Genomic DNA, 25,595 nt, shown 5'->3' on the forward strand with positions numbered 1-25,595 from the left:
GATGCGGTGCGATGGGGCGTCGCGCCCTCGGGCGCCGTGTCCGGTGACGGCCCCGGGACCGCTTCGCCCTGCGGGCGGGGGGCGGGTTCTCCGCTCGATATCCCCTTCACCTGGGACATGGGAACTCTCCTCCCCCTTCGGGCGTCTACAGTGACGTAGACCGTCTACATCACTGTAGTCAGTCCGGGCGTTCCGTCGGGCCGCCCGCTCACCATTATGGGAGACCCACCACCGTGTCCGTATTCTCACTGGCGGCCGCGCCACAAGCGGTGAACGTGCTGGACGCAGGTTCACTGCTCGGAGCATTCGGTGCACTCGGCGTCGCCGTCGTGCTCTTCGCCGAGACGGGACTGCTCGTCGGCTTCTTCCTGCCCGGCGATTCGCTGCTGTTCACGGCGGGCCTTCTCTGCGTGTCGGGCACCCACGGTCCGGTCCATCTGTCGCTGCCGCAGGTGTTGATCGCCGCCGTCGCCGGTGCGCTGCTCGGTGCGCAGACGGGTTACTGGATCGGCCGCCGCGGTGGCCGGGCCCTTCTCGCCCGCAGCCGCGCCAAGCGGCTGCACGAGGGCGCCGCCCGCGCCGAGGAGCTGCTCGGCAGATACGGCCATGCGCGGGCGATCGTGCTGGCCCGCTTCGTGCCCGTCGTACGCACGGTACTCAATCCGCTCGCCGGGGCGCTCAACGTCCCTGCCGGACTGTTCACGCTGTGGCAGGTCGTCGGCGGGGCGGTGTGGACCGTGGGGCTGGTCCTCGCGGGGTACGCGTTGGGCTCGTCGGTGCCCAACGTCGACCGTTACCTGCTGCCGATCGTCGCTGTCGTGGTCGTGGTCTCCCTCATCCCGCTCGCCGCCGAACTGCTGCGTTCCCGCGGCCGGCGCACCGCAGAAGGAGAGAACAGCTGATGCCACTCGCCTCCACCGCCACCTCGATCGACGGTGGTCTTTACACCTGGATCACCGAGTTGGCCCAGCGCTCCCCCGCCGCTCTGGACTCGGTCGTCCGCCTCTGGTCGGACTACGGGCTCGCTCTGTTCGCCCTGCTGATGCTCGCGTCCTGGTGGCGCTCGCGCTCGGCGGGGCCCGCCCGCACCGCCATGGCGCTCTGTGCGCCGCTCGTGGTGGTGGCCGCGTATCTCGTCAACGACGTGGTGAAGTCGCTCTTCCACGAGCAGCGGCCCTGCGAGACCCTCCACGTCGTGACGGTGGAGGCGTGCCCCGCACTCGGCGACTGGTCCTTCCCCAGCAACCATGCCGCCATCGCGGCGGCCGCGGCAGTGGCGATCTGGCTGACCGACCGCCGACTCGGGGCTGTCGCGGTGCCCGCCGCACTGCTGATGGCGGCGTCCCGGGTCTGGATCGGTGTGCACTACCCGCACGACGTGCTCGTCGGGGTGGTCACCGGCGCGCTGGTCGCCTGGCCGTTGACGATCGCGGCACGACGCTGCGCCCCGGCTGTGGTGCGGCTGCGCGAGAGCCCGCTGCGCCTCTTGGTGGCCAACCGGTGACCGGAGAAGCTTCGGCGCTCGCGGGCGGCCGGTCGTCCGCGCCCGCCGCGTTATCTCTCCGCGCTCCGCTGGGGGCCGCGCTGGTGGGGCTGCTCGGATTCGTCGTGCTGACGACTCTCGTCCTGGCCTCCCGGCACGGCTCCCCGTCGGCCCTGGACCGAGCCCTCCACCACTGGTCGTCGGGGCACCGGCCGTCGGGCCTCGTGGCGACCGCTCGGGCCGTCACGGCCACCGGCACCGGGGTGTTCCCGTACGCCGCGGCGGTGACGGCCGGGCTGGTCGCGGGCGGTGACACGCGTCGACGGCTGGGACAGGCAGCGGGGGCCCTGGCCTTCCTGCTGCTCGGGCAGGGCGTCCGCTACGGCCTCATGAGGGTGATCGCCCGGCCCCGCCCCCCGCTGGGCGACTGGGCCACGCACGCCTCGGGCTTCGCCTTCCCCTCCGGCCACGCGACGACGTCCGCGCTGATGGCGGGTCTGCTGCTCACCGCCATCGGTGTCCGGGCGCAGGGCCGGCGGGTGCCTCGTCCGCTTCGTGTCGCCGGCGCCGCCCTGGTCGTCTGCTGGGCCGCGGCCGTCGGCCTGAGCCGGGTTCTGCTCGGGGTGCACTGGGTGACGGACGTGCTCGCCGGATGGCTGTTCGCCACGGTCTGGGTGGGGCTCGGGACCGCGCTGATACGGACGGCGCCGCTTTCGCGGTGACCGGTCCCGTTCGGGCCGCACCTACAACGAGGTCCGTGCGATGCCCCTCGTGTCTCCCGTGCGTCCCACCCGGACCGCGGCGGACCCGGTGCTGCGCCGCAGTGCGGGTACCGGGGCACGCGAGCCGGGCACGATCCGAACGAGAGAGTCCAGGAGTGGCCGGTCGGGCGGATGACGGCGCGGCCGCCCTCGAGGTCGACGGTCGAGCGGTGGGGCGGGGCGCCGTCCTCCTCGTCGTCGCGCAGCAACAGGGCGCTCCGGCGTTCCTTGAGCTCGCTCTGCTTGCCGGGCGAGAAGCTCGCGTCCAACTGCTCGAACCCGGTCGCCGACACCTGGCCCCGGCGGGCACTGTTGCGCCACGGCAGCAGGCCGGCCCGCCCCGCTCGGAGCATCAGCTGGTCGAGAAGGGCGACGACGGTCAGGCCGATCACCGGCCCGGGCAGTGTCATCAGCGCGACGAATTCCATCGGCCCAGTGGTGCCGACGCACGGTACGGTGCGCATCGGTCGCGGGAATGACGGTGCGGGCCGTCGCACCGCGCGACGGCCCGCACCGTGCTGAGGATCGGGGTCCGACCCGTCAGCCGTTGGGGAGGATGACGGCGCGGCCGTTGATCCTGCCGTCGTGCAGCCGCTCGTAGGCCAGCGGCGCCTCGTCCAGCGTGTAGGTCTCGACGTGGACCTCGACGGCTCCGGCGCGGGCGAGGTCGAGCACCTCGGTGAGTTCGGCGCGCGATCCCCAGTAGGGGGAGGTCACCGTCGTGTTGTACGGCAGCGAGCCGAAGCCGACCGGCAGCGCGCCGCCGCCGAGGCCGACGATCGTGACATCGGAGTCGATGGCGGCCGCGGCCCCGGCCGTGGCGACGGTCGGCGGGGCTCCGACGAAATCGAGGACGACCTGCGCTCCGACGCCGCCGGTCAGTTCACGGACCTTCGCCGCGGCGTGCGCGTCGGAGAGCACCGTCTCGTGGGCGCCGACGGCACGGGCCAGGGCCAGCTTCTCGTCCGTGACGTCGAGGGCGATGACCCGCACGGCTGTCATGGCACGCAGCAGCTGGATCGCGACGTGGCCGAGACCGCCGGTGCCTATGACGACGGCGGTGGCGCCGGGCACCAGCTTGGGCAGGGACCGCTTGATCGCGTGGTACGGGGTGAGGCCCGCGTCGGTGAGCGGCACGGCCTGGACCGGGTCGAGGTCACCGAGCGGCACCAGGTGGCGGGGGTCGTCGACGATCATGTACTCGGCCATGGCGCCGGGCGAGCCGAGCCCGGGCGGCGTGATGCCGAGTTCCTTGGCGCGCAGGCAGTAGTTCTCCTTGCCCTCGGCGCACTTGACGCACGTACCGCAGCCCCAGGGGCCGTAGACGGCGACGGACTCTCCGATCGAGAGTCCCTTCACCCCGTCGCCGAGCGCGGCGACGGTGCCGACGCCCTCGTGGCCGAGGGTGAGCGGCAGCGGGAAGGGCAGCTGCTCCGCGGGCCGGCTCATCACGGCGATGTCGGAGTGGCAGACACCGGCGGCGGTGACCTTGAGCATCACCTGGCCGGGGCCGGGCTCCGGATCGGGCACGGTGACGACCTCGGGTGCCGAGCCGACGGCGCGGTACTGGACGGCCTTCATGGGGTTCTCCTCGCTCTTTACTGACTGTTGCTCGCCCCCGTTCCCCCGTGGCCCGTTCAGGAGGCGGAGTATCCGCCGTCCACCAGGTGGTAGCTGCCGTGGATGAAGGAGGCGCGGTCGGAGAGCAGGAACGCGGCGAGTTCGGCGACCTCCTCCGCCTGGCCGAGACGCCCGGCCGGGTGCAGCGAGATCAGGTGGTCGCGGGCGGGGCCGTCCGTGTTGCGCAGCAGCGGTGTGTCGATGAAGCCGGGGCCGACGGCGTTGACCCGGACGTTCCGTGCCGCGTATTCGAGGGCGGCCGTCTTGGTGAGGCCGACGACGCCGTGCTTGGCGGCCACATAGGCGGGAGACCCTGCGAAACCGTTGGTTCCGAGGATCGAGGACATGTTGACGACGGCACCGCCGCCCGCCTCGACGATGGCGGGGAGTTCGTGACGCATCGAGTAGAAGACGCCGCTGAGGTTGGTGGCGACGACCCGGTCCCAGTCCTCGATCGCGTACTCCCCGGTGGGGTTGCTCGGCCCCCCGATGCCCGCGTTGTTGACGGCGAGGTGCAGGGCGCCGAAGGTGTCGACGGCGAATCGCACACCCGCTTCGACGGAGGCGGGGTCGGTCACGTCCATGGCGACCGCGGCGGCCTTCGCCCCGGCGTTCTCCAGTTCGGCGACGGCCTTGCGGGCGTTGGCCTCGTCGTAGTCGGCGACGACGACGGACGCGCCGCCGGCGGCCAGCCGGTGGGCGAGGGCCAGCCCGATGCCGGAGGCACCGCCGGTGACGAGGGCGGTCCTGCCTGCGAACTCCTGGTCCGCGGGGGTGAGGGAGATGCTCATGAGGTGCTGTTTCCTTCCGTGGTGCTGTGTGACGCCGGCCCGGTGGGAAGCTGCGCGAGCAGTTCCCCGGAGAGGGCGTCGAAGGCCTGCCCGACCAGTTGGGGCAGGTCGTCCGGGTGTCCGCCGCGCACCCAGGCGGCCTGGGCCGCCAGGAGCGCCCCGGCGCCTGCGGCGACCGTGACGGCGGGGCGGATGTCCAGCCGGGGGTCGACCCCGAGCCGGTCCGCGACGATGGCGACCGAGTCCTCCTGGGCGTCCACCCGGATGTGGTGGAACGCCGCGTAGAGGGTCGGCTCCTGCTCGGCGAGGACCAGCAGGTCGAAGATCCGGGCGCGGCGGTGCCATGCCTGTGCGCCGGGGTCGTCGAGCCAGTCGAGGACGGCGTGGCGGTACGCGGTCAGCGGGGGCTCGTCGGCGGGGCGTGCGCGCAGGGCGTTGTTGATCCGGTCGCCGTCGCCCCGGATCGAGTCCAGAACGGCGGCCTCCTTGCTGGTGAAGTACCGGCTGAAGGTGCGCCGGTCGACGTCCACGCGTTCCGCGATCTCCTCGACCGTCACTTCCTTCAGACCCCGGTCGAGTACGAGCTCGAACGCGGCCTGCGCCAGTGCGTCCCGGGTCCTGCGGGCCTTGCGGCTCCGTCGCTCCGGGGCCTTCCGTTCCGGATTCATACGTGCACCGTACACCGAAAAATGTCCCACCGCGACAGAAGTCCCATCGGGACATCGGGTCGCATGCGGCCGCCCTCCCCGTGCCCCTACCGGCGGCTGAACGTCTCGGCGGCGCGGCGGGCGCCGTGACCCGCCGCCGGGCGTCGTCGATGCCCGCCTGCCGGCGCCCGGCACAGGGCGAGCACGGCGATGTCGTCGCGTCGCACGCCCCCGGAGAAGGCCTCCAGGTCGGCGTGGAGCGCGTCGAGCACCTCGCGCGGCCCCCGCCGCGCCCAATGGCCCAGCCGGGCGTCCAGGGGGTAGAACGCGCCCGACGCGTCCCGGGCCTCGGTGACCCCGTCCGTGAACAGCAGGAGCGTGGCATCGGGCGGGAAGTCCAGCCGCTCCGCGACCCGCGCCTCCGCGCTGAGCTCCGCCATGCCCAGCGGAACGGACGTGTGGCGCAGCACGGCCGCTCGGGCCACGCCGTCGTGCAGCAGTCGAGGCGACAGATGACCGCAGTTGACGGCCTGCACCCGGTCGTCTCCGTCGACGCCGAGCACCAGGGCGGTGACGAAGCGTTCCATCTCTCCGGTCTGGGCGGAGAAGACGTTGTGCCGTGCGACCGCGTCCTCCAGCGCGTCGACCACGCCGGTCAGGGTGGGCTCGCGGATGGCGGCCTCCCGGAACGCGCCGAGCACGGCGAAGCCCGCTCCGATCGCGGCGAGCCCCTTGCCCTGGACGTCGCCGATGATCGCCCGCGTTCCGTAGGGGGACTGGACGACCTCGTAGATGTCGCCGCCGACCAGCCGGTCCTCCTCGATCGGCGCATAGATGCCGTGGGCGAGGATCTGGTCGGTCAGGACGGGCAGCGGGCGCAGGATCTGCCGTTGGAGTGCGACGGCGGCGGAGCGGAGCCTGGCGATCTCGGCGGCATGGCGGATCCGCAGCGCACAGGCACCGACGCCCAGGAAGCAGGCCAGCACGGTGAAGACGACACTGCTGGTGATGGACCAGAACGTTCCCCCGGTCACCAGTCGCGAGCAGACGGCGACGATCATGATCCAGGTGGCCACGCCCACGGTCTGCCGGATCGTCCCGAAGACCGAGACGAGTGCCGGCACCACCACCAGCAGCGGCACGAGGTGCATCTCGTCGCCGGTGCGGATGTCGAGGAGGCCGACCAGGACGGTCAGCAGCGCCAGACCGCCGAAGAGTGCTCCGTTGCCGACCCGGGGGGCGAAGACGGCCGCCTCCCCCGCGTCCGCGTGCGGGGGCGTCGCTCCGCGCCCAGGGTCCTTCGTCCGGCTCATGCGGGGCTCGCGTGCCCCGGTGCCGCGCCTCGCCGATCCGGCCTGATCCAAACGAAAGACCCTCGCCGCCTGGCGCCGGAGCCCGATCGTCACGGCCCGTTCCTCCCGGGATCTGCCGGCCCCGCGCCGGCGTTCGTTCCCAGTCCAACCGGATCAGCGGGGGCGGCACACGGGGCTTACGGCCTCTCGGGCCGCGCCGAAGGTCCCGGAAGGGGAGGTGGCGGTGACCTTCGGCCCGGGCCACCCGGGCCGAAGGTCACCGCGCGACTCGTCAGCGCACGACCGCCTCACGGACACCGCCGGATCCCGACAGGCGCGTCGGCGGGTGCCCCGGTACGAGCGCCGAGAGGAACGACGTCCGGCGCCGGAGCACGAATCCCAGCGACTCGTAGAGCCGGATGGCATGGGTGTTGGTGGCGGAGGCGTGCAGGAACGGTGTTTCGCCACGTTCCCCGATCTCGTGGGCGACGGCGAGGACCAGCCCGCCGCCGAGCCCCTGCCCGCGCACGGACTCGTCCGTGCAGACACCACTGATCTCGCTCCAGCCGGTCGGGCGCAACCGTTCACCGGCCATCGCGACGAGCGCCCCCTCGCGCCGGACTCCGAGATAGGTGCCGAGCTCGACCGTACGGGGCAGGAACGGCCCCGGGCGGGTGCGGGCGACCAGATCGAGCATCTCGGGCACGTCGGCGGGTCCCAGCCGTACGGCCTCGGGAAAGGGTGCCGCGGCGATCCCGCCGTCGACGAGCTGGACCCCCTCGGCGTGGAAGGTGATCTCCCAGTCGTCCGGCGGCGGCTCGCGGAAGGCGGTGATCGTGACGGCGCCGCCGGGTCCGGCGAGCGCGGCGGCGTCGGCCCAGTCCTCGGCCTGCGGCGCGTCCGGGACCGATACCCACGGGGCCACGTCCGCCGGGTAGCGCAGCACACGCCCACGGTGCTCGGCGAAGTGGGCGTGCGGGCCGGTCAGCGCGGCGCGGACCGGATTGTCGAGCGGGTGCCGGTCATCGGCAGCGGCGCGGGGCACGCTCATGCGGCCACCTCGATGACGATCTTGCCGCGGGTGTGTCCGTCCTCCACGGCGCGCAGTGCCGCTCCGGCCTCGTCGAGCGGGAAGGTCCCGGTCACATGCGTCCGCAGCACGCGGGTGACCACGAGGTTCGCCACCTCGTCGAGGACTGCCGCGGTGCGGGCCCGCGCGACGGCCGTGCCTCCGAGCTCCACCGCCAATGGCTTGCCCCCGGCGCTCACGAGCGCGGCCGGGTCCGCGAGCAACGGGGCCACGGCGCGCAAGGTGTCCCCGCCGACCAGGTCGAAGATCGCGTCGATGCCGTCGGGGGCCGCGGCCCGCACCCGGTCGGCGAGTCCGTCGCCGGATCCGACGTGCACCGCGCCGAGCGACTCGACGAAATCCTTCTTGTCGGCGCTCGCCACGCCGACGACCCGGGCGCCGACGTGACGCGCCAGCTGCACCGCGGCCGTTCCCACGCCACCTCCGGCCCCGGTGACCAGCAGGGTCGAACCGGGGGCGGGTGCGAGCTGACGCACGCCGTCGTACGCGGTGGCCGCCGCGACCGGCAGCACGGCCGCGTCGGTGAACGACAGCGCGGCCGGCTTGTGCGCGGTCACCGCGACGGGCAGCAGCGTGTACTCGGCGTACCCACCGGTCACCGGGTTGCCGAAGACCTCGTCCCCGACCGTGAATCCTTCGACGTCCGGGCCCACGCCCTCGACGACTCCGGCGGCCTCGCTGCCGAAGACGGTGGGAAGCGGCTGCGGCGCGCTGCCGGGCCGGGTGTAGCCCGTGCGCAGCTTCCAGTCGACCGGGTTGACCCCGGCCGCCCGGACGGCGACGAGAAGTTCACCGGGACCGGGCACCGGCACCTCCTGCTCGGCGAGGGCCTCCACCTCCGGCCCGCCGTTGCGGGTGAACACGTACGCCTTGGGCATGGGCTCCCTCTCTCCTGTTCCACGGCGCCGACGGTTCGCGGCGCCGACGACAGGGCCGGTCACCGCTGGGGCACCGGTCCCGTCATCACCTCGTACAGGAGCGGGAAGGTCGAATTCGGAGCGCGTATTCCCGGGCCGGTGCGGTGTTCATCGGGCCGCAACGATTCAGCGGACGCCGCCCGTGACCGGGTCGACGACCTTGTTCACGAGGAGTTCGAGCAGCTTCCGGTCGTCGTCCGCGGTCCCCCGTTCGGCGGGTGTGTCCGGGTTGACGTCGAGCAGCACATGGGTGGCGCCCAGCTCGCCGAGTTCCGCCAGGTCGGCCCGGATCCGGTCGATCGTGCCGTGCCCGGCGGGGCGGTCGCTCCCCAGGAGTGCGTCGGTGACACGGATCTGCAGCCGCGGCACGAGCGCCGGAACGGGACGCCCGACCCGCTCCGCCTCCTCGGCGATCACCGGAAGCCCCGACCGGATCGCGTCGAGCGGCAGCCGGTACGGATGCCAGCCCTCGCCGAGCCGGGCCGCGCGGCGCTGGGCGGCGGCCGAGTTGCCACCGACCCAGACGGGCAGGCAGGGAGCGGACGCGGGTGCCGGCGCGGTCCGGACGTCCCGGTAGGAGACGTGCTCGCCCCGGAACGTCGTGGTGTTTTCGGCCCAGGCCGCACGGATGGCGGCGAGGTATTCGTCGGTGATCCGTCCCCGCTCCGCGAAGGGCACGCCCAGAGCTTCGTATTCGGCCCGGGACCAGCCGATCCCCGCGCCGAGGATGAATCCGTCGGCGTTCAGGTTGTCGATGTTGGCGGCGAGTCGGGCCGTCTGCAGCGGATGCCGGTACGGGATCACCGTGACGGTCGTGCCGAGCACCAGTCCCGGTACCCGTCCGGCGATGTGCGAGGCGAGCACGAACTGGTCGTAGAACGGGGCCGGATACGTCTCGTGCACATCGGGGGTGACTGCGATGTGGTCGGAGACCATCGCGAAGGAGTACCCCAAGTCCCGGGCGTCGACGGCCTGTTGGAGAAGCCCTTCCGGGGTTGTTCCGGCACCGAAGTTGAGTATGTTCACACCGAATTTCACCTGTGGAGCCTAACAACCGGACAGCACAAGGCCGTTCCGGCCGGAAGGGGCGGAAATCAGCCGCCTCGACAGGAAAGGGCGGTATTCGCCTCCCCGGCGGGGGAAGGGCGGGCGGGCCGCCGACTCCCCCGCGCACCGGGCCGGTCGGCCGGTACGGGTCCGTCACATCGGCCCACCCCGGCCCCCACGGCCTCGCGGCTGCGCGACGCCTCGGCCACGACCCCGGTGGGCGCGAAGGGCCGGACCGCCCCCTCCCCGCACGGCACGCGGGCGGGCCGGGGCGGACACGTCGAGGCGGCCCCCCGAGCACGTCCGGTGGCCCGTCCCCCGGTGCACGGCCGCCGCATGTCCACGTCCTGGACATTCATAAGCCGGCCTTTGACGTCCCCAAAGGCTTCGACTACTGTCCACGCCCAGTTGGGCAGTTCCAGTGGACGAATGCGAGATGGGTGGTTCCCGATGACATCGGAACCGGGTGGCGACCTCAGCCGGCGGCGACTGCTGCGCCTCACCGGCGCGGGCATGGGCGTGCTCGCCGCGTCCGGCGTGCTCGCCGCCTGTGCGCCCCCGCCGGCGAAGGGGTCCGGCGACGGCCGTGCGGCCACGGGCGACCGGGCCCTGGGCGCGGACGTGCCGATCGGCGACCTGACCCTCGCCCTGCCCTCGTCCATCTCCAGCCTCGATGTGGGCCGTGAGTCGGGCGTGCTCAACTACATGGTCGCGGTGCTGGCTCAGGAGTCCCTGCTCTCGGTCGACCCGGCCGGGAAGCTGGGCCCCGGGCTCGCCACGTCCTGGAAACAGCCCGACGCCAGGACGTACGTGTACACCCTGCGCCGAGGCGTCGCCTTCACCGACGGCACCCCCTTCACCGCGGACGACGTGGTGGCGTCCGTCGAGGCCGTCCGGGATCCGAGGAACGGCTCCGCGCTCGGCTACGCCTACGCGGGTGTCCGGTCGGTGAAGGCCACCGGCGACCACGAGGTGACGATCCGGCTCAAGACGCCCGACGCGATGTTCGCATGGACGACGACCGCGGGCGGACTCCTCATCAGCAGCCGCGCGTTCCTGACCCGCAACCGCGGCCGGATCGGCACGGCGAAGACGCTGCTGCTCGGCACCGGCCCGTACCGGATCACCGAGTTCGCCGCCGACGACCACGTACTGCTGGAGCGCAACGACGCCTGGTGGGGCGAGCGGCCCGCCGTGCGGAAGCTCAAGCTGTCCTTCGTCCCGGACGCCGGGACGCGGCTGGTCGCGATGAAGTCCGGTGCGGTGGACGGCGGTCTGAACCTGGCGTCGGACGAGGCCCGCGGCTGGGAGTCGAGCGCGGATGTCACGTACACGGGCGACCGCTCGGTGGTGTCACTGGCGTTCGACACGGCGAGAGCACCGTTCGACGACATCCACGTCCGGCGTGCCATCGCCCACGCCACCGACCGCGAGGGCATGGTGAGGGGCATCCTGCACGGCAGGGCCGAGGTCGCCGTCGCGCTGCCGTCGCCCGACATGTGGGGTGATCTGATGCCGGCGGGCGAAGTCCGCTCCGGCTACGACTCGATCCCCGCCGTCCCGTACGACCTGGACGCCGCCCGTGCGGAGCTGGCCAGGTCCTCGGCGAAGGACGGCTTCACGGCTGAGCTGCACTACCCCAACAGCGGTCCGCAGCTGGGCAAGGCGGCACTGGCGCTCGCCGCCTCGCTCAAGAAGATCGGCATCACGCTGCACGTCAAGGAGATCACCCTGGAGCAGTGGGTGGCGGACCTCGGCTCCGGCAAGCAACCCCTGCAGTTCCTGTGGTACTTCCCCGTCACCGGCGACCCGGCCGAACTCGCCGACCCGTATCTCAACGCCGCGGCCACCACCACGGACATCGCGCACTACGACGACGAGAGCGTCAATTCGGCGCTCGACACCGCCAAGTCCGCCACCGACAAGGACATCCGCGCCCGGGAGCTGATGAAGGCCGTACGGACGGCCGGCGTCGATCTGCCGTACCTCCCGCTGTGGTGGGCGCAGACCGCCACAGCGCTCTCCGAGGAGATCGTGCTGCTCGACCAGGGACCGTTCTCGTTCATCGGACCGTGGGCAACCCGGATCCGCAAGGCCGCCTGACCCCACCGCGCTCCCCCGCTCGCGGAGCCGGCCCCTCACCCGCACCAGGAACGGACCATCATGCCCAGTACCGCCGCGCCCATGCCGCCGCAGCGGAACACCGCGATCGTCGTACGGCGCGTCCGTGAGGCGATGCTGCGGCTGACCCATCCGGTCGAGGCCCGGATCAGCCCGGACGGGCGCGTCGTCGCCGTCGCGGCAGCCGGTCCCAGGAGCGTCGGGCTGGTCCTGTCCCCGGTCCCGGCCGGAGTGCGCGGCCAGGATGCCGCCGTGCCGCCTCCCGAACTCTTCACACCGCAGGAGTCGCCCGCGCCCCCGGACCGCCACAGTCCGCGCTGGCTGCCGGACTCCCGGACGCTGCTCCACATCGCCGAGGCCGAAGGGCCCACGGGGACCGAGGTGTGTCTCGCGGCGTTGGACACGGCCTCCGGAGCCGTACGCACCGTCGCCGTCGCCCCCGGTGCGGTGGAGGAACTGCTCGTCTCCGACGACGGCAGGCAGGCGCTGCTGCTGTGCGCCGAGGACGGCGCCGAACGGGACGGCATGAATCTCGGCCTGCCGGTACGTCTCGGCGCCGTCCCCGCGCCCGAACGTTTCACCCCGGACACCGGCCGCCGTTCGCTGCATCTCGTCGATCTCGCGGAAGGCTCGGTGCGTGAGGCCGGCCCGGCCGGCCTGACCGTGTGGAACGTCGCCTGGCGCGGGGGGACCACCGCTGTCGCCACCGTCTCCGAGGAGACACTGCCCGCCGGCTACTACGGTGCGCGGTTCGCCGCGATCGACCTCGTGGCCCGCACGTCCAGGACCGTGCACACGCCCCGGGGTCAGTTGGGCGCTCCCGCCGTCTCCGCGGACGGCCGGTCCGCGGCGGTCTGCGAAGGGATCTCCATCGTGGCCGGACGCCCGGTCGTGGCGGATCTGACGACCGGGCGGACAGAGGTGGTGCCGGGCGTCGAGGACGCGACCTGGCTGCGGTTCGACGACACCGGGGACACCGCGCCCGGCCCGCTGTGGTTCGCCGGCTGGGACGGGACCGGCTCCCGCGTCGGACACACCGCACGCCCCGGCGGCACGCTCTGGGCGGGACGGGCGACCCTCGGCGGCGCGTCCCACCAACCCGCGCTGTCGCTCAGCGACGACCTGCGGCTCGCCGCTACCGTGCTCGACGCGCCGGGCCGTCCGGCCGAGGCCGTCGTCGCCCTCACCGAGGGGCCGAACGCCTGGAGCTGGGCACCCGTCACCGCGCTGAACGCTCCCGCCGACCCCGTGCTCGCCGGGCTCCGCACCGAGGAGACCTCCTGGTGCTCCTCCGACGGCCGCACGGTGCGGGGGCTGTTGCTCTCGTCCGGTACGGGCGCCGGTCCCCGGCCCCTGGCCGTTCTGGTGCACGGCGGTCCCGCCTGGCTCTGGTCCGCCGGGTACGCGCCGGGCGACGTGCTGGGCATCGCGCCCGCGCTCGCCGCCGCCGGGTATCTGGTGCTGCTGCCCAACCCCCGCGGCAGCAGCGGCCGGGGACTGGAGCACGCCCGTGCCGTGGTCGGCGACGTCGGCGGCGGCGACCTGGACGATGTGCTGTCCGGCGTGCGCCACCTCGTCGACGCCCGGCTCGCCGACCCGGACCGGGCCGCCGTCCTGGGACACAGCTACGGCGGCTTTCTCGCGGCCCTGGCCGCGGCACGCACCGATGTCTTCCGGGCGGCGGTGGTCGTCTCGGCGCCGACCGACTGGCTGAGCTTCACCCACACCAGCAACATCGGCGGGGGCTACGACCGGACCTACGGGATCGGGAGCACGGACGCGCCGGCCGAACTGATCCGGCGCTCCCCGGTCTTCGCCCATGGCGGCGGCGGAACGCCGACGCTCATCGTGCACGGGTCCGCGGACCGGGTCACACCCGTCGGCCAGGCCCACGAGCTGTACCGGTCGCTGCTGCGTGCCGGGCGCGCGCCCGTCGAATTGTACGTGTACCCGGACGAGGGCCATGAGTTCACCGACGGCGCGCATCTGCTCGATGCCGCCGCCCGGGTCGAACAGTGGCTCGCCACCCACCTGGGCCCGCGCTCCGCGGCCCCCCACCGAACCGCCGTGCCGGGGGACGCTTCCCCCGAGCCGAACCCCGGCACGGCTTCCGAGGCCGGGCCGGAAGGTGTCGCCCCCCGAACACCTTCCGGTCCGGCCGCCCCGGTCCCGGCCGGAGGTGACCGGTGAGGACCGCCGCCCGTTCGCGTGTACGCGCGGCTCTGCCGCTCGGCCATGTCGTGCGCCGCCTCGGTGGCACGTTCGGTCTGCTGATCGTCCTGTCCGTCGCCGTGTTCGCCCTGCTGCAGGCCGCCCCCGGCGATCCCGCCCAGACCCTGCTCGGACCGCGCAGCGCCACCCCCGAGGCCCTGGCCGCCGTCCGGGCCCGCCACCACCTCGACAGCCCGTTGGCCGTGCAGTACTGGTACTGGCTCGGTGACGCCGTCCGCCTCGATCTCGGTACGTCCATCCGCACCGGCGAAAGCGTCGCCGCCGCGCTGGGCGACCGGCTCGTGCTCACCGGGCAACTGGTCGGTCTCGGTTTCGCCGTGGCTCTGCTGCTCGGACTGCCGCTGGGTGTCCTGGCGGGCCTGCGCAACCGGCGGGCGACCGACCGGGCCGTCCAGAGTCTCGGCGTGGTGGCGCTGTCCACCCCCGCGTTCGCCGGCGGCCTGCTGCTCATCTACGTGTTCGCGCTGATGCTGGGCTGGTTCCCGGCCTATGGCCCCGGGGAGGGCTCGGGCGCCGACCGGCTGACGCATCTGGTGCTGCCCGCCGTCGCTCTCGGTCTCGCCGTCACCGCCGTACTGCTGAAGCTGACCCGGGCCGCGGTGATCCGCGAACTCGACCGGGAGCACGTCACCTTCGCCCGCGCCCGGGGGGTGCGGGAACAGGACATCCTGCTGCGGTACGTGCTGCGCGGCACCGTCGTGCCCGTCCTCACCGGGATCGGCCTGGTCCTCGCCTATCTCCTCGCGGGGACGGTCATGGTGGAGCAGGTCTTCGCACTGCCCGGCCTCGGTTCCCTGCTCGTGGACTCGGTCACCTTCCGGGACGTCCCCGTCGTCCAGGCCGAGGCGTTGCTGATCGCCGCCCTGGTCTGTCTGGCGAACCTCGTCACGGATCTCGTACAGCCCCTGCTGGATCCACGGTTGCGGACCGCGCCCGTGGCGAAGGCGTCCGCCGTGGCGGGGGCATCCCCCGCCGTCCCGTCGCCCGACGTCCCCGCGCAGGAGGTCCGATGAAGACGCGCGCGCCTCAACGCCGTTTCTCGCCGCTGACCGTCTGCTGCTCCGTCCTGCTGGCGCTGTTCGCGCTGGCCGCGGCCGTCGGCCAACTCCTTCTGCCCGACTGGGACGCGCAGGATCTCGCCACCGGCGCGGTCATGCCGGGCGGCGGACATCTGCTCGGCACCGATGAACTCGGCCGGGACATCGCCCGGATGGTCGTCGCCGGGGCGCGGAGCACGCTGGTGGGTGCGGCACTGGTGGCGCTCGGCTCGATGGCCGTCGGCAATGTCCTCGGGCTCCTCGCGGGCTACTCGGGCGGCTGGATCGACACCGTCGTGCGCCGCTGGGCCGATCTGCTGCTGGCGCTGCCCGCCCTGCTCGTGACGATCGTCGTCGCGGGTATCGGCGGTGGCGGCTACGCCCTGGCCGTGGGCGTTCTCGTCGTGCTGACGTCGCCGGCCGACATCCGTCTGGTGCGGTCCGCCGTGCTGGAGCAGCGGCATCGGGCCTACGTGGAGGCGGCCGAGACGCTGGGTCTGCCCCCCTTCACAGTGATGGTCCGTCACATCTGGCCCAACGTGCTGCCGGTCGTGGTGGCGAACACCCTGCTCAACTTCGCCGGGGCCATCGTCGCGCTCAGCTCCCTCTCCTTCCTGGGGCTCGGCGTTCCGCCGGGCGCTCCGGACTGGGGGCGGATGCTCTCCGAGAACCGCACCCTGCTGTACGACAACCCGTCCGCCGCCCTGGCACCGGCCGTGCTGATCATCGCCGCCGCCGTCGCGCTCAACCTCCTCGGCGACCGATTGTTCGAGGCTTTCTCCGACCGTGGGAGGTCCTGATGGCAGCGCGCCCGGTGACGGACGACCGTACTCCTTCCCCGGCACCGGCCGACGGTCCGCTCCTCGTGGTGGACGGCCTGAGTGTCGCCGCGACAGCGGGTGCGGGCGGCGCGGTCCCGATCATCGACGGCATCTCGCTGGAGGTCCGCCGGGGCGAGTGCGTCGGCATCGTCGGCGAGTCCGGCAGCGGCAAGTCGCTGGCGATGCGCGCGGTGACCGGACTGCTGCCGACCGGGACCGGGGTGACGGCCGGGTCCGTACGGATCGACGGCCGGGAGGTACTCACCCTGACTCCGCGCGAGCGGCACGCCCTGCGCGGCAGGCGCGTCACGCTGCTGATGCAGGACCCGTTCACCATGCTGCATCCGCAGCTCACCTGCGGACGTCAGATCGCCGACGGGCTGCGCGAGTTCGACGGCGGGGTCGGAAGACGCCGGAGGAAGGACGCCGTACGCGCGGACGTGGAGCGGCGGCTCGCCGAGGTCGGGCTCGGCCCGGACGTCGCCGACCGCTACCCGCACGAGCTCTCCGGCGGAATGCGGCAGCGGGTGGCGGCGGCGGCCGCGCTCGCCGGCGACCCGGAGCTGCTGATCGCGGACGAACCGACCACCGCGCTGGACGCCGCCAACCAGCGCGCCGTACTCGATCTCCTGCGTGGCCTGCAGCGGAGCCGGGGCATGGGACTGGTGCTGATCACACACGATCTGCGGGTCGCTTTCTCCGCCTGTGACCGGGTGTATGTGCTGTACGCGGGAAGCGTGCTGGAACACGGGCGCTCGGGCGAGCTGGAGTCGCGCCCCCTGCATCCGTACACGGCGGGTCTCCTGGCCTCCGAGCCGTCGGTGAGCGAACGGTACGAGGAGCTCCCGGCCGTCCCCGGCTCCGTGCCGCCCCCCGGTGCCCGGGGCGGCGGCTGCCCGTTCGCCGACCGGTGCGCCCACGCCGCCGAGGTCTGCCGCACCGAACCGGTCGTGCTGCTGCCGCCGCCGTCCGGCGCGGGGACGGGATCGGCCCTCGACGCCGCACCCGGTGTGCGGCGGCTGTCCGCCTGTGTACGGATCGGTGAGATCGGCGAGGCCCTCGCCGCACCGCCCGCGCGGACCGTCGCCGTGCCCCGGCCGGTCCCGGTGGACGCAAAGGACGCCGCGCTGATCGCCCGCTCCGTCGACCGTACGTTCCGCTCCTCGGCCGGGGATCGTGCCGCACTGCGCGAGGTGAGCCTGACCGTCCCCCGGGGCACCGTCGTGGCCCTGGTCGGTGAGTCCGGCTCGGGCAAGACGACACTCGCCAGGATCGCCGTCGGCCTGGAGACGTTCGACGGCGGCACGGTCTGCGTGGGCGGCATCGCGCTGCCCGCCGGGCGCCGCCCCGGCGCCGCGGACCGGCGGCGCCTGGCGGAGCAGGTGCAGATCGTCTTCCAGGACCCGTACTCCTCGCTCAATCCACTCCGAACGGTGGGCGCGACCCTGCGCGAGGCGCTGACCGCCGCGGCCGGCCGGCGCGGGCGCGACACGTCCGGAGCCGAGGTGCGCACCCTGCTCGAACAGGTCGGTCTGCCGGAGGCGTACGCCTCGCGCCGCCCGGCCGCGCTCTCCGGCGGCGAACGTCAACGGGTCGCCCTCGCCCGGGCTCTGGCTGCCCGGCCCCGGCTCCTGATCTGCGACGAGGCGGTGGCGGCACTGGATGTGTCCGTCCAGGCACAGCTGCTCAATCTGCTCGCCTCGCTCCAGCGGAGCGAGGGCTTCGCGGTGCTGTTCATCACGCATGATCTCGGTGTGGTGCGGCAGATGGCCGACCGGGTGGCCGTGATGCGCCAAGGGCGGATCGTCGAGCAGGGGGCCACGGCCGATGTGCTGGACGCTCCCGAACGCCCCTGGACCCGGCGCCTGATCGACGCGCTTCCCTCGGCGACGGACCACGACGACGAGAATCTGACCGGACGGGGGTCACGCCGGTAGAGTGTGCGGCTGACCTGCGCGTACCACCGAGAGCGAGGAGGAACGGTGTCCGAGCCGCCCGTCACCGCCGGCCTGCCCGCGCCCCCGCGTCCACCGGAAGCGCAGCAGTCCGCCGGCGTGCGGACCGCATTGGCCGGAAATCTCAACCGCCGACGGCTGGCTCGTGGTTGGAGCCTGCGCGAACTGTCGGCGGCGACCGGTGTCAGCAAGGGGCTGCTGTCCCAGATCGAGCGCGCCGAAGCCAATCCGACGGTCGACGTGCTGGTGCGGATCGCGGACGTGCTGGGCACCAGCTGCACGGATCTGCTCCGTCAGCCGCTGCTCCGGCCGGAGATCGTCCGCGTCGCCTCGCTGGACGAACCGGAGGACGAGACCTCGGTCAACCTGCTGTTCTCCGGCCATGAACAGGGCCACATCGAGATCTACCGAACCCGGCTGCATCCGCACGCCCAGAGCCAAGTCAGCTCGCACGGTGCGGACTCGGTGGAGTACGTGCTGGTGATGTCCGGCCAGGTGACGCTGGTGGTGAACGATGTCCCGCATCTCCTGGAGGCGGGGGACACAGCTCGTTTCTCGGGACTCAGCAGCCACTACTACACGACCGAGGACTCCCCGGCCGTCACGCACACCATCGTCGGGTACCCGCGCGACTGAGACGTGCATTCCTCGGGCCTGCCACCGTTTTCGGCTCAACTACCGGTTGATATCAGCCGGTCGCCCCCGACGCGCCGCCGACTGTGGCAGTCTGGAGGTGACCGCCCCACCGGGCTCCCCCGTACCGGTGGGGCGGTTCCGTTGTCCGATGCGGCGCCGTCCGCATGGATATGACGAACCATCACGAAAGTTCCCGGCCATTGATGCCGTGTGACCTGATCAACTCCGGTCTGCTCGCATGAGAACCGCCTTCAGGGGCAGGCGCATACACCTCACCTACGACCAGGGGAGCGTGACGAAATGACGGCGCACACCTCGCGGACTGCCAGTGCGGAGCGAGCGGAGAGTGCACGGTCGACACCGGCAGTCGTGCCGTTCGGCCCCGGCGTGTGCCCGGGAACCGCCCCGCGCGCCGGACAGACCGCGGACCTTGCCGCCGATACCGGAGAGCTGCCGTGGATCGAGGACGCGGGGAAGGTCGCCCCGGCAGACGCTCGGGACCTGTCCCGGTTGTTCTTCGAACGCCTCCAGGTCCTGGAGGAGGGAACCTCCGCTCACCAGTACGCCCGCAACACCCTCATCGAGATGAACCTCTCCCTCGTCCGGTTCGCCGCGGGACGGTTCCGGCACCGGGGCGGCGGCGACATGGAGGACATCGTCCAGGTCGGCACCATCGGGCTGATCAAGGCCATCGACCGGTTCGACCTCTCCCGCGAGATCGAGTTCACCTCTTTCGCGGTCCCGTACATCACCGGGGAGATCAAACGGTTCTTCCGCGACACCAGCTGGGCGGTGCACGTTCCGCGCAGGCTGCAGGAGTTGCGGGTCGACATCGCCAGGGCGAGGGACTCCCTGGCCGCGGAACTCGACCGCGACCCCACCGTCCCGGAGCTGGCCGAGCAGCTCGGGCTCAGCGAGGACGAGGTCGGCGAGGGCATCGTGGCGGCCAACGGGTACACGGCGGGTTCGCTGGACGTGCCGGCCGACCCGGCGGACGCGGGACGGCGCAAGGCGCCGGGACGCACCTTCGCGGATGTCCTGGGCGCACCCGATCCCGCGATGGAGACGGTCGAGAACCTGCATGCGCTCGCGCCGCTGCTGAGCGACCTCGACGACCGTGAACGCCGCATCATCGACATGCGTTTCGGTCATGAGATGACCCAGTCACAGATCGGCGCGGAGCTCGGCATCTCGCAGATGCATGTGTCGAGACTGATCAGCAGGATTCTGCTGAAGCTCCGCAGCGGGATGTTCGTCGAGGAATGACGTGGCCGGACGCGGTGTCCGCCGGTTGCCGAGCGGAGACCGCGTCACCGCCCGGCCCGGCGCCCGTGTTCGTGCGTCGCTCTCGTACGGCGCGGCCGGGCGTGGTCGGGCGGCTCGTCCGAAGGTCGGCGACCCGCCCCCGTGCCTCCCCCGCACCGCTGCGCGGGCCGAACGGGCCGAGGCGGAGTCAGCCGCCGTCCTTGCCCGGTGCCCGGCCCGCGTAGAAGGTGGCGATCATGTCCTCGCCCCCGTGCCCCGCCGCCTCGGCACGCACAAAACGGTCGGCCGAAGCGGCGACCAGGTCCAGCCGCACACCCGACGACCCTGCGGCGGCCAGGATGAGGCGGGCGTCCTTCAGGGCCGTGGACAGGGTGAAGCTCGGGGTGAGGTCACCGGTGAGGACGGCGGCCGCCTTGCCCTGGAGGTACGGGGAGTCCAACGGGCCGCCCCTCATGGCATCGAGGAAGGTCCGGGGATCGATTTCCAGGCCCTCGGCCAGGTTGAGGCATTCCGCGACGCTGTTGACCAGGTTGATCACCCAGGTGTTGACCACGAGTTTCAGCCGCGAGGCCGCTCCCGGGACCTCGGCGACCCAGACCGTGTGCTCTCCGACCGCGTCCAGCACGGGTTCCACGGTCTCGCGGACGGCGGACGGACCGGAGACGAATACCGTCAACTTTCCTTGTTCCGCAGGCTGCTTGGTACCGGAGACCGGCGCGTCGAGATAGATCAGGCCCAGATCCGCCGCGCGCCGGACGAGATCGTCGGTGGCGTCGGGCCCGACCGTCGAGCTCTGGAGCAGTACCTGCCCGGTGTGCAGCCCGGGTGACGCGGCGGTGAGTGCGGCGGCGACGGCCGGGCCGTCGCGGAGCATGGCGAGAACGACATCGGCGCCGCGCACGGCTTCCTCCGCCGTCACCGTCACCGTGGCACCGTCGGCGGCGAGCGGGGCGGCCTTGGCCTGTGTGCGGTTCCAGGCACGGACGTCGAGTCCGGCCCGGAGCAGGCTCCGGGCCATGCCCGATCCCATGATTCCGGTGCCGAGGACGGCGACGGTCGGCCGTTGCCGTGCGGTGTCGGCGGCGCTCGGGTTCACGGGAGGACTCCCTTCGTCGGCCGCGCCTGCGCGGTCGCGGCGCGGTGAGCTCTCAGGATTGCCTCAGCGCGCCCTCGAGGACGGCAACGTGCACGGCTCTGGCGAGTCGCGCGCCCCAGCGGGAGCGCGGTCCGGCGAAGGCCTCCCCGGGGGCGGACCCCGGGGAGGGGGCGGCGACGCACACGGCGTCGGTGGGGGTGCCGGAGCAGTCGAGTCCCGCGTCCAGGAGTGCCTGGACCTTGGCCTCGGTGGCCGTGGCGACCGCGTTGACGAGTGCGGCGTCGGAGAGGGCCACCGGGAGGGTGACGACGATGTTGACCGTGCCCGGCCGGGGCGGTTCCCCGGTGCCCTCGGCCGGGGCGGCGGCCCAGCCGCGTACGCCGAGTCCGCAGGTGACGGTCGCCGTCACCCCCTCGTCGGCCGCGACGGTGTACGCGGTGACATCGGCGGCCGTCATCAGTCCGGCGCCGGGCCCCGTGAGATGTTCCGCCGCGGCGATCTCGGCGAGGTGACGGTCGGGATCGAGACGGGGATAGCCGCCGGGCACCTGGGCGTTGAGGATCCAGGCGCGTGGACCGATGCCGCCACCGAGCACGGCGCTGCTGCACACCCGCCAGCCCGGCCCCAGCCGCCACACCAGATGGTGAAGGTCCTGCCCCTCCTCGTGCCGGGCGAGCAGTTCACCCCGCTGTTGGGGCAGCCGGATTCGTACGGAACGGATGAGGGACCCCCAGTGGCGCGGCAGGACGAGGTCGGCAGTCGGCCGGTCGATCATATGTGCCCGAGGCAGGGGCTTCGGCCGTGGCCCCGGTGTCCGTGCGGTGCTCCGGTGAGACGCCGGTGTGGTTTCTCGCGCCGCACGGACGAGTGCGGGGGCCTTCAGTCCGCGGAGGCAGCCGTGCCGGACCGGAGCCGTACCGGAAGGGTTCCCGTGCTGTTGCCGACGAACCCGGCGCGCCGGGGCAGCACGCTGCCGGGCACGGCGAGGTCCAGCTCCGGGAAACGGGTGAACAGCTGTTCCAGGGCGATCGTCGCTTCCATCCGGGCGAGCGGCGCTCCCAGGCAGTAGTGCGGTCCGTGGCCGAGCGAGAGATGCCGGGCCGCGTTGGCCCTGGCCGGTCTGGTCACGTCGAAGACGTCGGCATCGGGCCCGTGCGCGGCCTGGTCCCGACCGGCGGCCGAATATCCGGCGAGCACGGGTGTGCCCTTGGGGACGACGGTTCCGTCGATGGTGAGGTCGCGGGTCGGATAGCGGAACGGGAAGTAGCTGACCGGGCTGTCCCAGCGCAGTGTCTCCTCCACCACGTCGGCCCACCGCGCCCGGCCGGACCTCACCAGGCCGAGCTGGTCGGGGTGGGTGCACAGCGCCCTTACGGCGTTGGTGAGGAGGTTCAGCGTCGTCTCATGCCCCGCGATGATCAGCAGGAGCAGGGTGCCGATGAGCTCCTGCCGGCCGAGTCGGCCACCGTCTTCGTCACGGGCGGCGATCAGGGCGCTGGTCAGGTCGTCGCCCGGCTGCTCCGCGCGGGCGGCGGCGACCGCTGCGAGCAGCGCCGGCAGTTCCCTGTTGGCGGCCATCGCCTCCTCGGGGCCGGTGTCGGTCGCGACCACCTGACTCGAGAGACGGTGCAGCCGGTCCTGGTACCGGGCGTCGACGCCGAGAAGGTCGCAGATGACGCCCATCGGCAGCGGCAGGGCGAACCGGGCGCGCAGATCGACCGTGCCGTCGCCCTCCGCGGCGGCCCGGTCGACGCCGTCGAGCAGTTCGGCGGTGACGGTCTCGATCCGCGGCCGAAGCGCTTCCACCCGCCGTGCGGTGAAAGCCTTGCCGACCAGTGAGCGCAGCCGCCGGTGGTCCGCGCCGTCGGCCGTCGTCATGCCCCGTACGGTCGCGAAAGTCCTCAGCGGCCAGCCGTCGGGGATACGTCCCTCGGCCAACTCTGTGAAGTGGCGTGCGTCCTTGGCCACGTCGGGGTGGGCGAGGAACTCCTTGAGCGCCTCGTGTCCGAGGACCGCCATCCCGGCCACGTCGCCCGGAAGCACGACGGATGCCACGGCCCCTCGGGCGAGCAGTTCGGCGTTGTCCGCGTGCGGGCAGCCGCCGGCCGGGTCCATGCGGTACGGGGTGCTGGTCAACGGGGACTCTCCTGACGGTCGTGGGCCGGTGGGCGGTACCCGGGAGCGGATTCGGCCGGTGTCGTGTCCGGGGCATGCGGCGAGGTGGCCCGGCGTTGTCCGCGTGCGGGCAGCCGCCGGCCGGGTCCATGCGGTACGGGGTGCTGGTCAACGGGGACTCTCCTGACGGTCGTGGGCCGGTGGGCGGTACCCGGGAGCGGATTCGGCCGGTGTCGTGTCCGGGGCATGCGGCGAGGTGGCCCGGGGCGCCGAAGCCCGGCCGGACGCCCGGTCCGGGCCGACGCGCAGGAGTGCCTTCGGTCTGCCTGGAGCGATCCGTCGCCGACCCCGGTCGAGGGCGGATCGAGGGTTCACCGTGCAGACCGTTCACGGCCGGAAGTACTCCGACATCAGGGCGCTGACCCATTCCGGCTGCTCGACGTCCACGGCGTGGAACTCCACCATCGCCGGCTTCAGGTCGACGACCGGGGTGCCCGACACCGCGTCGAGGCCCACCACCGTCAGTTCGCGTCCGTGGACGGACTCGATGGCACAGCACGTCGCCCCGATGCGGTTCGGTCTGCGGGGGCCGCGGTCGGCGAAGACGCCGACGGGCGGGAGGTCGCAGCGACCGCGGTAGGGGCGTGGTTCGCGGTAGTCGTCGCGTTCCGGGAGCCGGTCGAAGACGAAGAGGACCTCCACGTGGGAGAAGCCCTCCAGACCCTGGAGGCACGCCTCACCGAAACGCTCGTCGATGGTGATCGTGCTGCGGACGGCACCCCAGTTGTCCGTGTGCTGGACGTCCGCCCGATTGTTCCGGACCGTGCCTATCGGCGTGACCTCGAAGCTTGGCATGGCCAGGTTCTATCTCATCGTGGGCGTCGTGCCCAGGCGATGACGGCGGCGAGGTGGAGTGCGTCCTGGTGGGCGACGGCGCGTCCGGCGCACCGTGCGGCCGGGCCGCGCCATTGCTCGAGGCGGTCGATGCGGTGTGCGACGGTGTTGCGCTGCCTGTACGCCTCGGCGTCGAAGCCCGGTCGCCGACCCCTCCTTCGCGGCCGTTCCGGAAGGGCACCTCTCACCGCCGCCCCGTGGCCTCCCGATCCTGGTGCGCGGTGCGGACGTGGTGCCATCGGCCAGGGGCGATGCCCGTCGGCGGGAAGGGGTGTCGCCTCGGCCGGGGCATCTCGGCATGCGAACGGGTCCCCGCCCTGTCCCCTCATGCGGCGGCACGGCGCGGATCCGTGGTGCGGCGGCACGGCCGGCACGGCGCGCGGAGGCCCGGCATCGGGTCGGCCGTCCGCGGTCGCCCGGAGACGTGCGGCACCTCGACACACCCCCGGCCGCCGCGTGGGGACCACGGCGCACACCCGTCACATCTCACCCGATTGGCCTAACGCGGGAGCAGTAGGCGCACCACCATGACGGGCGGGCGGCGCCGAGCCGCCGAGCATGCGGGGGACGGGCTCCGCAGGCGGGGAGGTTGCAGCGTCCATCCGGGTGAGGCGCGATGGAAGTCGGACGCGCCTCCCCTGATGGACCCAGCCACAGGACGCGCCCAGGCGAGGAGGAATCGGTCATGGGAGCCGCTGACGGTTTCACGGATTCCGGAGAGCTCGACGGCCTGACGGTGTACGACAACGCGGGCGAGAAGATCGGCAGTGTGGGCCGGGTGTATGTCGACGACAACACCGGCCGCCCGGACTGGATCACGGTGAAGACCGGCCTGTTCGGCATGAAGGAGAGCTTCGTGCCTCTTGCGGGGGCGCGTCGTGTGGGCTCCGACCTGCACATCTCACATCCGAAGGACCGCGTCAAGGAAGCCCCCCGGGTGGACGCGGACGCGCATCTGTCGGTGGCGGAGGAGGAAGAGCTCTACCGCCACTACGGCCTTGCGAGAAACACCGCCGCCAGGCTCAGCGACCGTGCGGACACCGGGAGGACGACGTCCGGGACCGGCACCACGGCCATGGGCGCGGCGGGAGCCGCAGGCACCGGGCGCCCGACCGGGAGTGAGCGGCCTACCGCGGCCGGAACCCCGACAACCGCTGCGGGCACCTCTCGGAGCACTCCGTCCCGGACGGGCGGTCCGGTGGGCGCGGGCACCGGGACGGCCGGCGCGGCCCGTCCGCTCGTCGGCGCCGGGGCGGGTTCCGAACGGTCCGCCGCAGACCTGGGCGGCAAGGAGGAGCTGATCCGCTCCGAGGAGCAACTGCTCGTCGGCACCGAGGAGTACGAGAGCGGCAGGGCCCGCCTGCACAAGTACGTCGTCACCGAGAACGTCACCAGGACGGTGCCGGTGACGCACGAAGAGGTGCGGGTGATCCGTGAACCCCTGCAGCCCGGCGAAAGGGCGGCGGCGGGGCGTTCGGACATCCGCGAGCAGGATGTCGAGGTCACCCTGCATGCCGAGCGTGCCACGATGCGCAAGGAGACGGTGCCGGTCGAACGGGTCCGCATGGAGACCAAGAGGGTGACCGAGCAGAAGGAGATCTCCGCCGAACTCCGCAAGGAGCAGATCGACTACGCGGACAGCAAGGGCATCGGCGGCAAGGACATCGGTGGCAAGGACGCGGGCGGCGAGTTCGGCCGGGGACGCCACCGCTGACCCCCGCACACCGTGGCGTGCCGCCGCGGTACAACCGCGAGTGAGGGGCGGACCCGTGTG

22 protein-coding genes and 1 pseudogene are annotated in these 25,595 nt (G+C 72.7%); 11 read left to right on the top strand and 12 right to left on the bottom strand.

The genetic code is table 11. The features are described from left to right. The first annotated feature begins 233 nt into the window (after positions 1 to 233). Genes ACIRP2_RS34765 through ACIRP2_RS34775 form a run of 3 tightly spaced genes read left to right on the top strand, consistent with a single transcriptional unit; the run spans position 234 to position 2,205 of the window. Positions 234 to 902: a DedA family protein gene (locus ACIRP2_RS34765; RefSeq protein WP_404257418.1), complete on the top strand. Its 669-nt coding sequence runs from the start codon at positions 234 to 236 to the stop codon at positions 900 to 902. Next, positions 902 to 1,504 carry a phosphatase PAP2 family protein gene (locus ACIRP2_RS34770; RefSeq protein WP_404257420.1) on the top strand — a complete coding sequence of 201 codons (603 nt, stop codon included), beginning with the start codon at positions 902 to 904 and terminating at the stop codon, positions 1,502 to 1,504. The genes ACIRP2_RS34765 and ACIRP2_RS34770 overlap by 1 nt, the downstream gene beginning before the upstream one ends. Further along, a complete protein-coding gene (locus tag ACIRP2_RS34775) occupies positions 1,501 to 2,205 on the top strand; it encodes a phosphatase PAP2 family protein (RefSeq protein WP_404257422.1) in 705 nt (234 codons plus the stop codon). Before ACIRP2_RS34770 ends, ACIRP2_RS34775 begins: the two co-directional genes overlap by 4 nt. Before the next feature lie 167 nt (positions 2,206 to 2,372). Here ACIRP2_RS34775 and ACIRP2_RS34780 read toward each other — a convergent pair. From ACIRP2_RS34780 to ACIRP2_RS34815, 8 genes and pseudogenes are all read right to left on the bottom strand, one after another. Beyond that, positions 2,373 to 2,672 (bottom strand): annotated as a pseudogene (locus ACIRP2_RS34780) (DUF6191 domain-containing protein); the annotation flags it as partial. A 112-nt stretch (positions 2,673 to 2,784) separates the two neighbouring features. After that, a complete protein-coding gene (locus ACIRP2_RS34785) occupies positions 2,785 to 3,825 on the bottom strand; it encodes an NAD(P)-dependent alcohol dehydrogenase (RefSeq protein ID WP_404257424.1) in 1,041 nt (346 codons plus the stop codon). Between the two features lie 56 nt (positions 3,826 to 3,881). Further along, positions 3,882 to 4,655 carry an SDR family NAD(P)-dependent oxidoreductase gene (locus ACIRP2_RS34790; protein WP_404257426.1) on the bottom strand — a complete coding sequence of 258 codons (774 nt, stop codon included), beginning with the start codon at positions 4,653 to 4,655 and terminating at the stop codon, positions 3,882 to 3,884. Then, positions 4,652 to 5,323, bottom strand: a complete 672-nt coding sequence (locus ACIRP2_RS34795) for a TetR family transcriptional regulator (RefSeq protein ID WP_404257428.1) — start codon at positions 5,321 to 5,323, stop codon at positions 4,652 to 4,654. Before ACIRP2_RS34795 ends, ACIRP2_RS34790 begins: the two co-directional genes overlap by 4 nt. An 86-nt stretch (positions 5,324 to 5,409) precedes the next feature. Continuing rightward, a complete protein-coding gene (locus ACIRP2_RS34800) occupies positions 5,410 to 6,615 on the bottom strand; it encodes a PP2C family protein-serine/threonine phosphatase (RefSeq protein ID WP_404257430.1) in 1,206 nt (401 codons plus the stop codon). Positions 6,616 to 6,886: 271 nt separating this feature from the next. After that, positions 6,887 to 7,645, bottom strand: coding sequence for a GNAT family N-acetyltransferase (locus tag ACIRP2_RS34805; RefSeq protein ID WP_404257432.1), 759 nt, complete (start codon positions 7,643 to 7,645; stop codon positions 6,887 to 6,889). Continuing rightward, positions 7,642 to 8,562 (bottom strand): NADP-dependent oxidoreductase, encoded by a 921-nt coding sequence (locus ACIRP2_RS34810; protein ID WP_404257434.1) that lies wholly within the window; start codon positions 8,560 to 8,562, stop codon positions 7,642 to 7,644. Before ACIRP2_RS34810 ends, ACIRP2_RS34805 begins: the two co-directional genes overlap by 4 nt. Before the next feature lie 165 nt (positions 8,563 to 8,727). After that, positions 8,728 to 9,627, bottom strand: coding sequence for a TIGR03619 family F420-dependent LLM class oxidoreductase (locus ACIRP2_RS34815; protein WP_404257436.1), 900 nt, complete (start codon positions 9,625 to 9,627; stop codon positions 8,728 to 8,730). 471 nt (positions 9,628 to 10,098) lie between these two features. Between ACIRP2_RS34815 and ACIRP2_RS34820 the strand changes: the two genes are divergently transcribed. From ACIRP2_RS34820 to ACIRP2_RS34850, 7 genes are all read left to right on the top strand, one after another. Continuing rightward, positions 10,099 to 11,751 carry an ABC transporter substrate-binding protein gene (locus ACIRP2_RS34820; RefSeq protein WP_404257438.1) on the top strand — a complete coding sequence of 551 codons (1,653 nt, stop codon included), beginning with the start codon at positions 10,099 to 10,101 and terminating at the stop codon, positions 11,749 to 11,751. 60 nt (positions 11,752 to 11,811) lie between these two features. Further along, the gene (locus ACIRP2_RS34825; RefSeq protein WP_404257440.1) at positions 11,812 to 13,959 is read left to right on the top strand and encodes an alpha/beta hydrolase family protein; all 2,148 of its coding nucleotides are present in this window, start codon (positions 11,812 to 11,814) and stop codon (positions 13,957 to 13,959) included. Then, positions 13,956 to 15,014 (top strand): ABC transporter permease, encoded by a 1,059-nt coding sequence (locus ACIRP2_RS34830; RefSeq protein WP_404257442.1) that lies wholly within the window; start codon positions 13,956 to 13,958, stop codon positions 15,012 to 15,014. Before ACIRP2_RS34825 ends, ACIRP2_RS34830 begins: the two co-directional genes overlap by 4 nt. Further along, positions 15,011 to 15,838, top strand: coding sequence for an ABC transporter permease (locus ACIRP2_RS34835; protein ID WP_404257444.1), 828 nt, complete (start codon positions 15,011 to 15,013; stop codon positions 15,836 to 15,838). Before ACIRP2_RS34830 ends, ACIRP2_RS34835 begins: the two co-directional genes overlap by 4 nt. Then, complete coding sequence (locus ACIRP2_RS34840) at positions 15,838 to 17,796, top strand: dipeptide ABC transporter ATP-binding protein (RefSeq protein WP_404257446.1); 1,959 nt, start codon at positions 15,838 to 15,840, stop codon at positions 17,794 to 17,796. Before ACIRP2_RS34835 ends, ACIRP2_RS34840 begins: the two co-directional genes overlap by 1 nt. Positions 17,797 to 17,841: 45 nt before the next feature. After that, a complete protein-coding gene (locus ACIRP2_RS34845; protein WP_404257448.1) occupies positions 17,842 to 18,450 on the top strand; it encodes a helix-turn-helix domain-containing protein in 609 nt (202 codons plus the stop codon). Between the two features lie 300 nt (positions 18,451 to 18,750). Beyond that, entirely contained in the window at positions 18,751 to 19,716 is a 966-nt protein-coding gene (locus ACIRP2_RS34850) for an RNA polymerase sigma factor SigF (protein ID WP_404257450.1), read from the top strand. A 187-nt stretch (positions 19,717 to 19,903) separates the two neighbouring features. Here the strand turns inward: ACIRP2_RS34850 and ACIRP2_RS34855 are convergent, their stop codons facing one another. The 4 genes from ACIRP2_RS34855 to ACIRP2_RS34870 all read right to left on the bottom strand — a co-directional run bounded on the left by ACIRP2_RS34855 (position 19,904) and on the right by ACIRP2_RS34870 (position 23,782). Beyond that, positions 19,904 to 20,812, bottom strand: a complete 909-nt coding sequence (locus tag ACIRP2_RS34855) for an NAD(P)-dependent oxidoreductase (protein ID WP_404257452.1) — start codon at positions 20,810 to 20,812, stop codon at positions 19,904 to 19,906. 52 nt (positions 20,813 to 20,864) lie between these two features. After that, positions 20,865 to 21,587: an adenosylcobinamide amidohydrolase gene (locus tag ACIRP2_RS34860; protein ID WP_404257454.1), complete on the bottom strand. Its 723-nt coding sequence runs from the start codon at positions 21,585 to 21,587 to the stop codon at positions 20,865 to 20,867. 104 nt (positions 21,588 to 21,691) lie between these two features. Further along, positions 21,692 to 22,927: a cytochrome P450 gene (locus tag ACIRP2_RS34865; RefSeq protein ID WP_404257683.1), complete on the bottom strand. Its 1,236-nt coding sequence runs from the start codon at positions 22,925 to 22,927 to the stop codon at positions 21,692 to 21,694. 387 nt (positions 22,928 to 23,314) lie between these two features. Further along, positions 23,315 to 23,782: an SAM-dependent methyltransferase gene (locus ACIRP2_RS34870; RefSeq protein WP_404257456.1), complete on the bottom strand. Its 468-nt coding sequence runs from the start codon at positions 23,780 to 23,782 to the stop codon at positions 23,315 to 23,317. A 724-nt stretch (positions 23,783 to 24,506) separates the two neighbouring features. Here ACIRP2_RS34870 and ACIRP2_RS34875 point away from each other — a divergent pair. After that, positions 24,507 to 25,535 (top strand): PRC and DUF2382 domain-containing protein, encoded by a 1,029-nt coding sequence (locus tag ACIRP2_RS34875; RefSeq protein WP_404257458.1) that lies wholly within the window; start codon positions 24,507 to 24,509, stop codon positions 25,533 to 25,535. Positions 25,536 to 25,595 lie beyond the last annotated feature (60 nt).

It is taken from the genome of Streptomyces sp. NPDC101194 (assembly GCF_044767885.1).
GTDB lineage: Bacteria > Actinomycetota > Actinomycetes > Streptomycetales > Streptomycetaceae > Streptomyces.

Coding starts and splice junctions, on each gene's coding strand:
- ACIRP2_RS34870 (WP_404257456.1), bottom strand. CDS start 23,782: ATGCCAAGCTTCGAGGTCACGCCGATAGGCACGGTCCGGAACAATCGG.
- ACIRP2_RS34770 (WP_404257420.1), top strand. CDS start 902: ATGCCACTCGCCTCCACCGCCACCTCGATCGACGGTGGTCTTTACACC.
- ACIRP2_RS34820 (WP_404257438.1), top strand. CDS start 10,099: ATGACATCGGAACCGGGTGGCGACCTCAGCCGGCGGCGACTGCTGCGC.
- ACIRP2_RS34835 (WP_404257444.1), top strand. CDS start 15,011: ATGAAGACGCGCGCGCCTCAACGCCGTTTCTCGCCGCTGACCGTCTGC.
- ACIRP2_RS34850 (WP_404257450.1), top strand. CDS start 18,751: ATGACGGCGCACACCTCGCGGACTGCCAGTGCGGAGCGAGCGGAGAGT.
- ACIRP2_RS34810 (WP_404257434.1), bottom strand. CDS start 8,562: ATGCCCAAGGCGTACGTGTTCACCCGCAACGGCGGGCCGGAGGTGGAG.
- ACIRP2_RS34785 (WP_404257424.1), bottom strand. CDS start 3,825: ATGAAGGCCGTCCAGTACCGCGCCGTCGGCTCGGCACCCGAGGTCGTC.
- ACIRP2_RS34825 (WP_404257440.1), top strand. CDS start 11,812: ATGCCCAGTACCGCCGCGCCCATGCCGCCGCAGCGGAACACCGCGATC.
- ACIRP2_RS34790 (WP_404257426.1), bottom strand. CDS start 4,655: ATGAGCATCTCCCTCACCCCCGCGGACCAGGAGTTCGCAGGCAGGACC.
- ACIRP2_RS34800 (WP_404257430.1), bottom strand. CDS start 6,615: ATGAGCCGGACGAAGGACCCTGGGCGCGGAGCGACGCCCCCGCACGCG.
- ACIRP2_RS34875 (WP_404257458.1), top strand. CDS start 24,507: ATGGGAGCCGCTGACGGTTTCACGGATTCCGGAGAGCTCGACGGCCTG.
- ACIRP2_RS34840 (WP_404257446.1), top strand. CDS start 15,838: ATGGCAGCGCGCCCGGTGACGGACGACCGTACTCCTTCCCCGGCACCG.
- ACIRP2_RS34805 (WP_404257432.1), bottom strand. CDS start 7,645: ATGAGCGTGCCCCGCGCCGCTGCCGATGACCGGCACCCGCTCGACAAT.
- ACIRP2_RS34860 (WP_404257454.1), bottom strand. CDS start 21,587: ATGATCGACCGGCCGACTGCCGACCTCGTCCTGCCGCGCCACTGGGGG.
- ACIRP2_RS34795 (WP_404257428.1), bottom strand. CDS start 5,323: ATGAATCCGGAACGGAAGGCCCCGGAGCGACGGAGCCGCAAGGCCCGC.
- ACIRP2_RS34865 (WP_404257683.1), bottom strand. CDS start 22,927: ATGGACCCGGCCGGCGGCTGCCCGCACGCGGACAACGCCGAACTGCTC.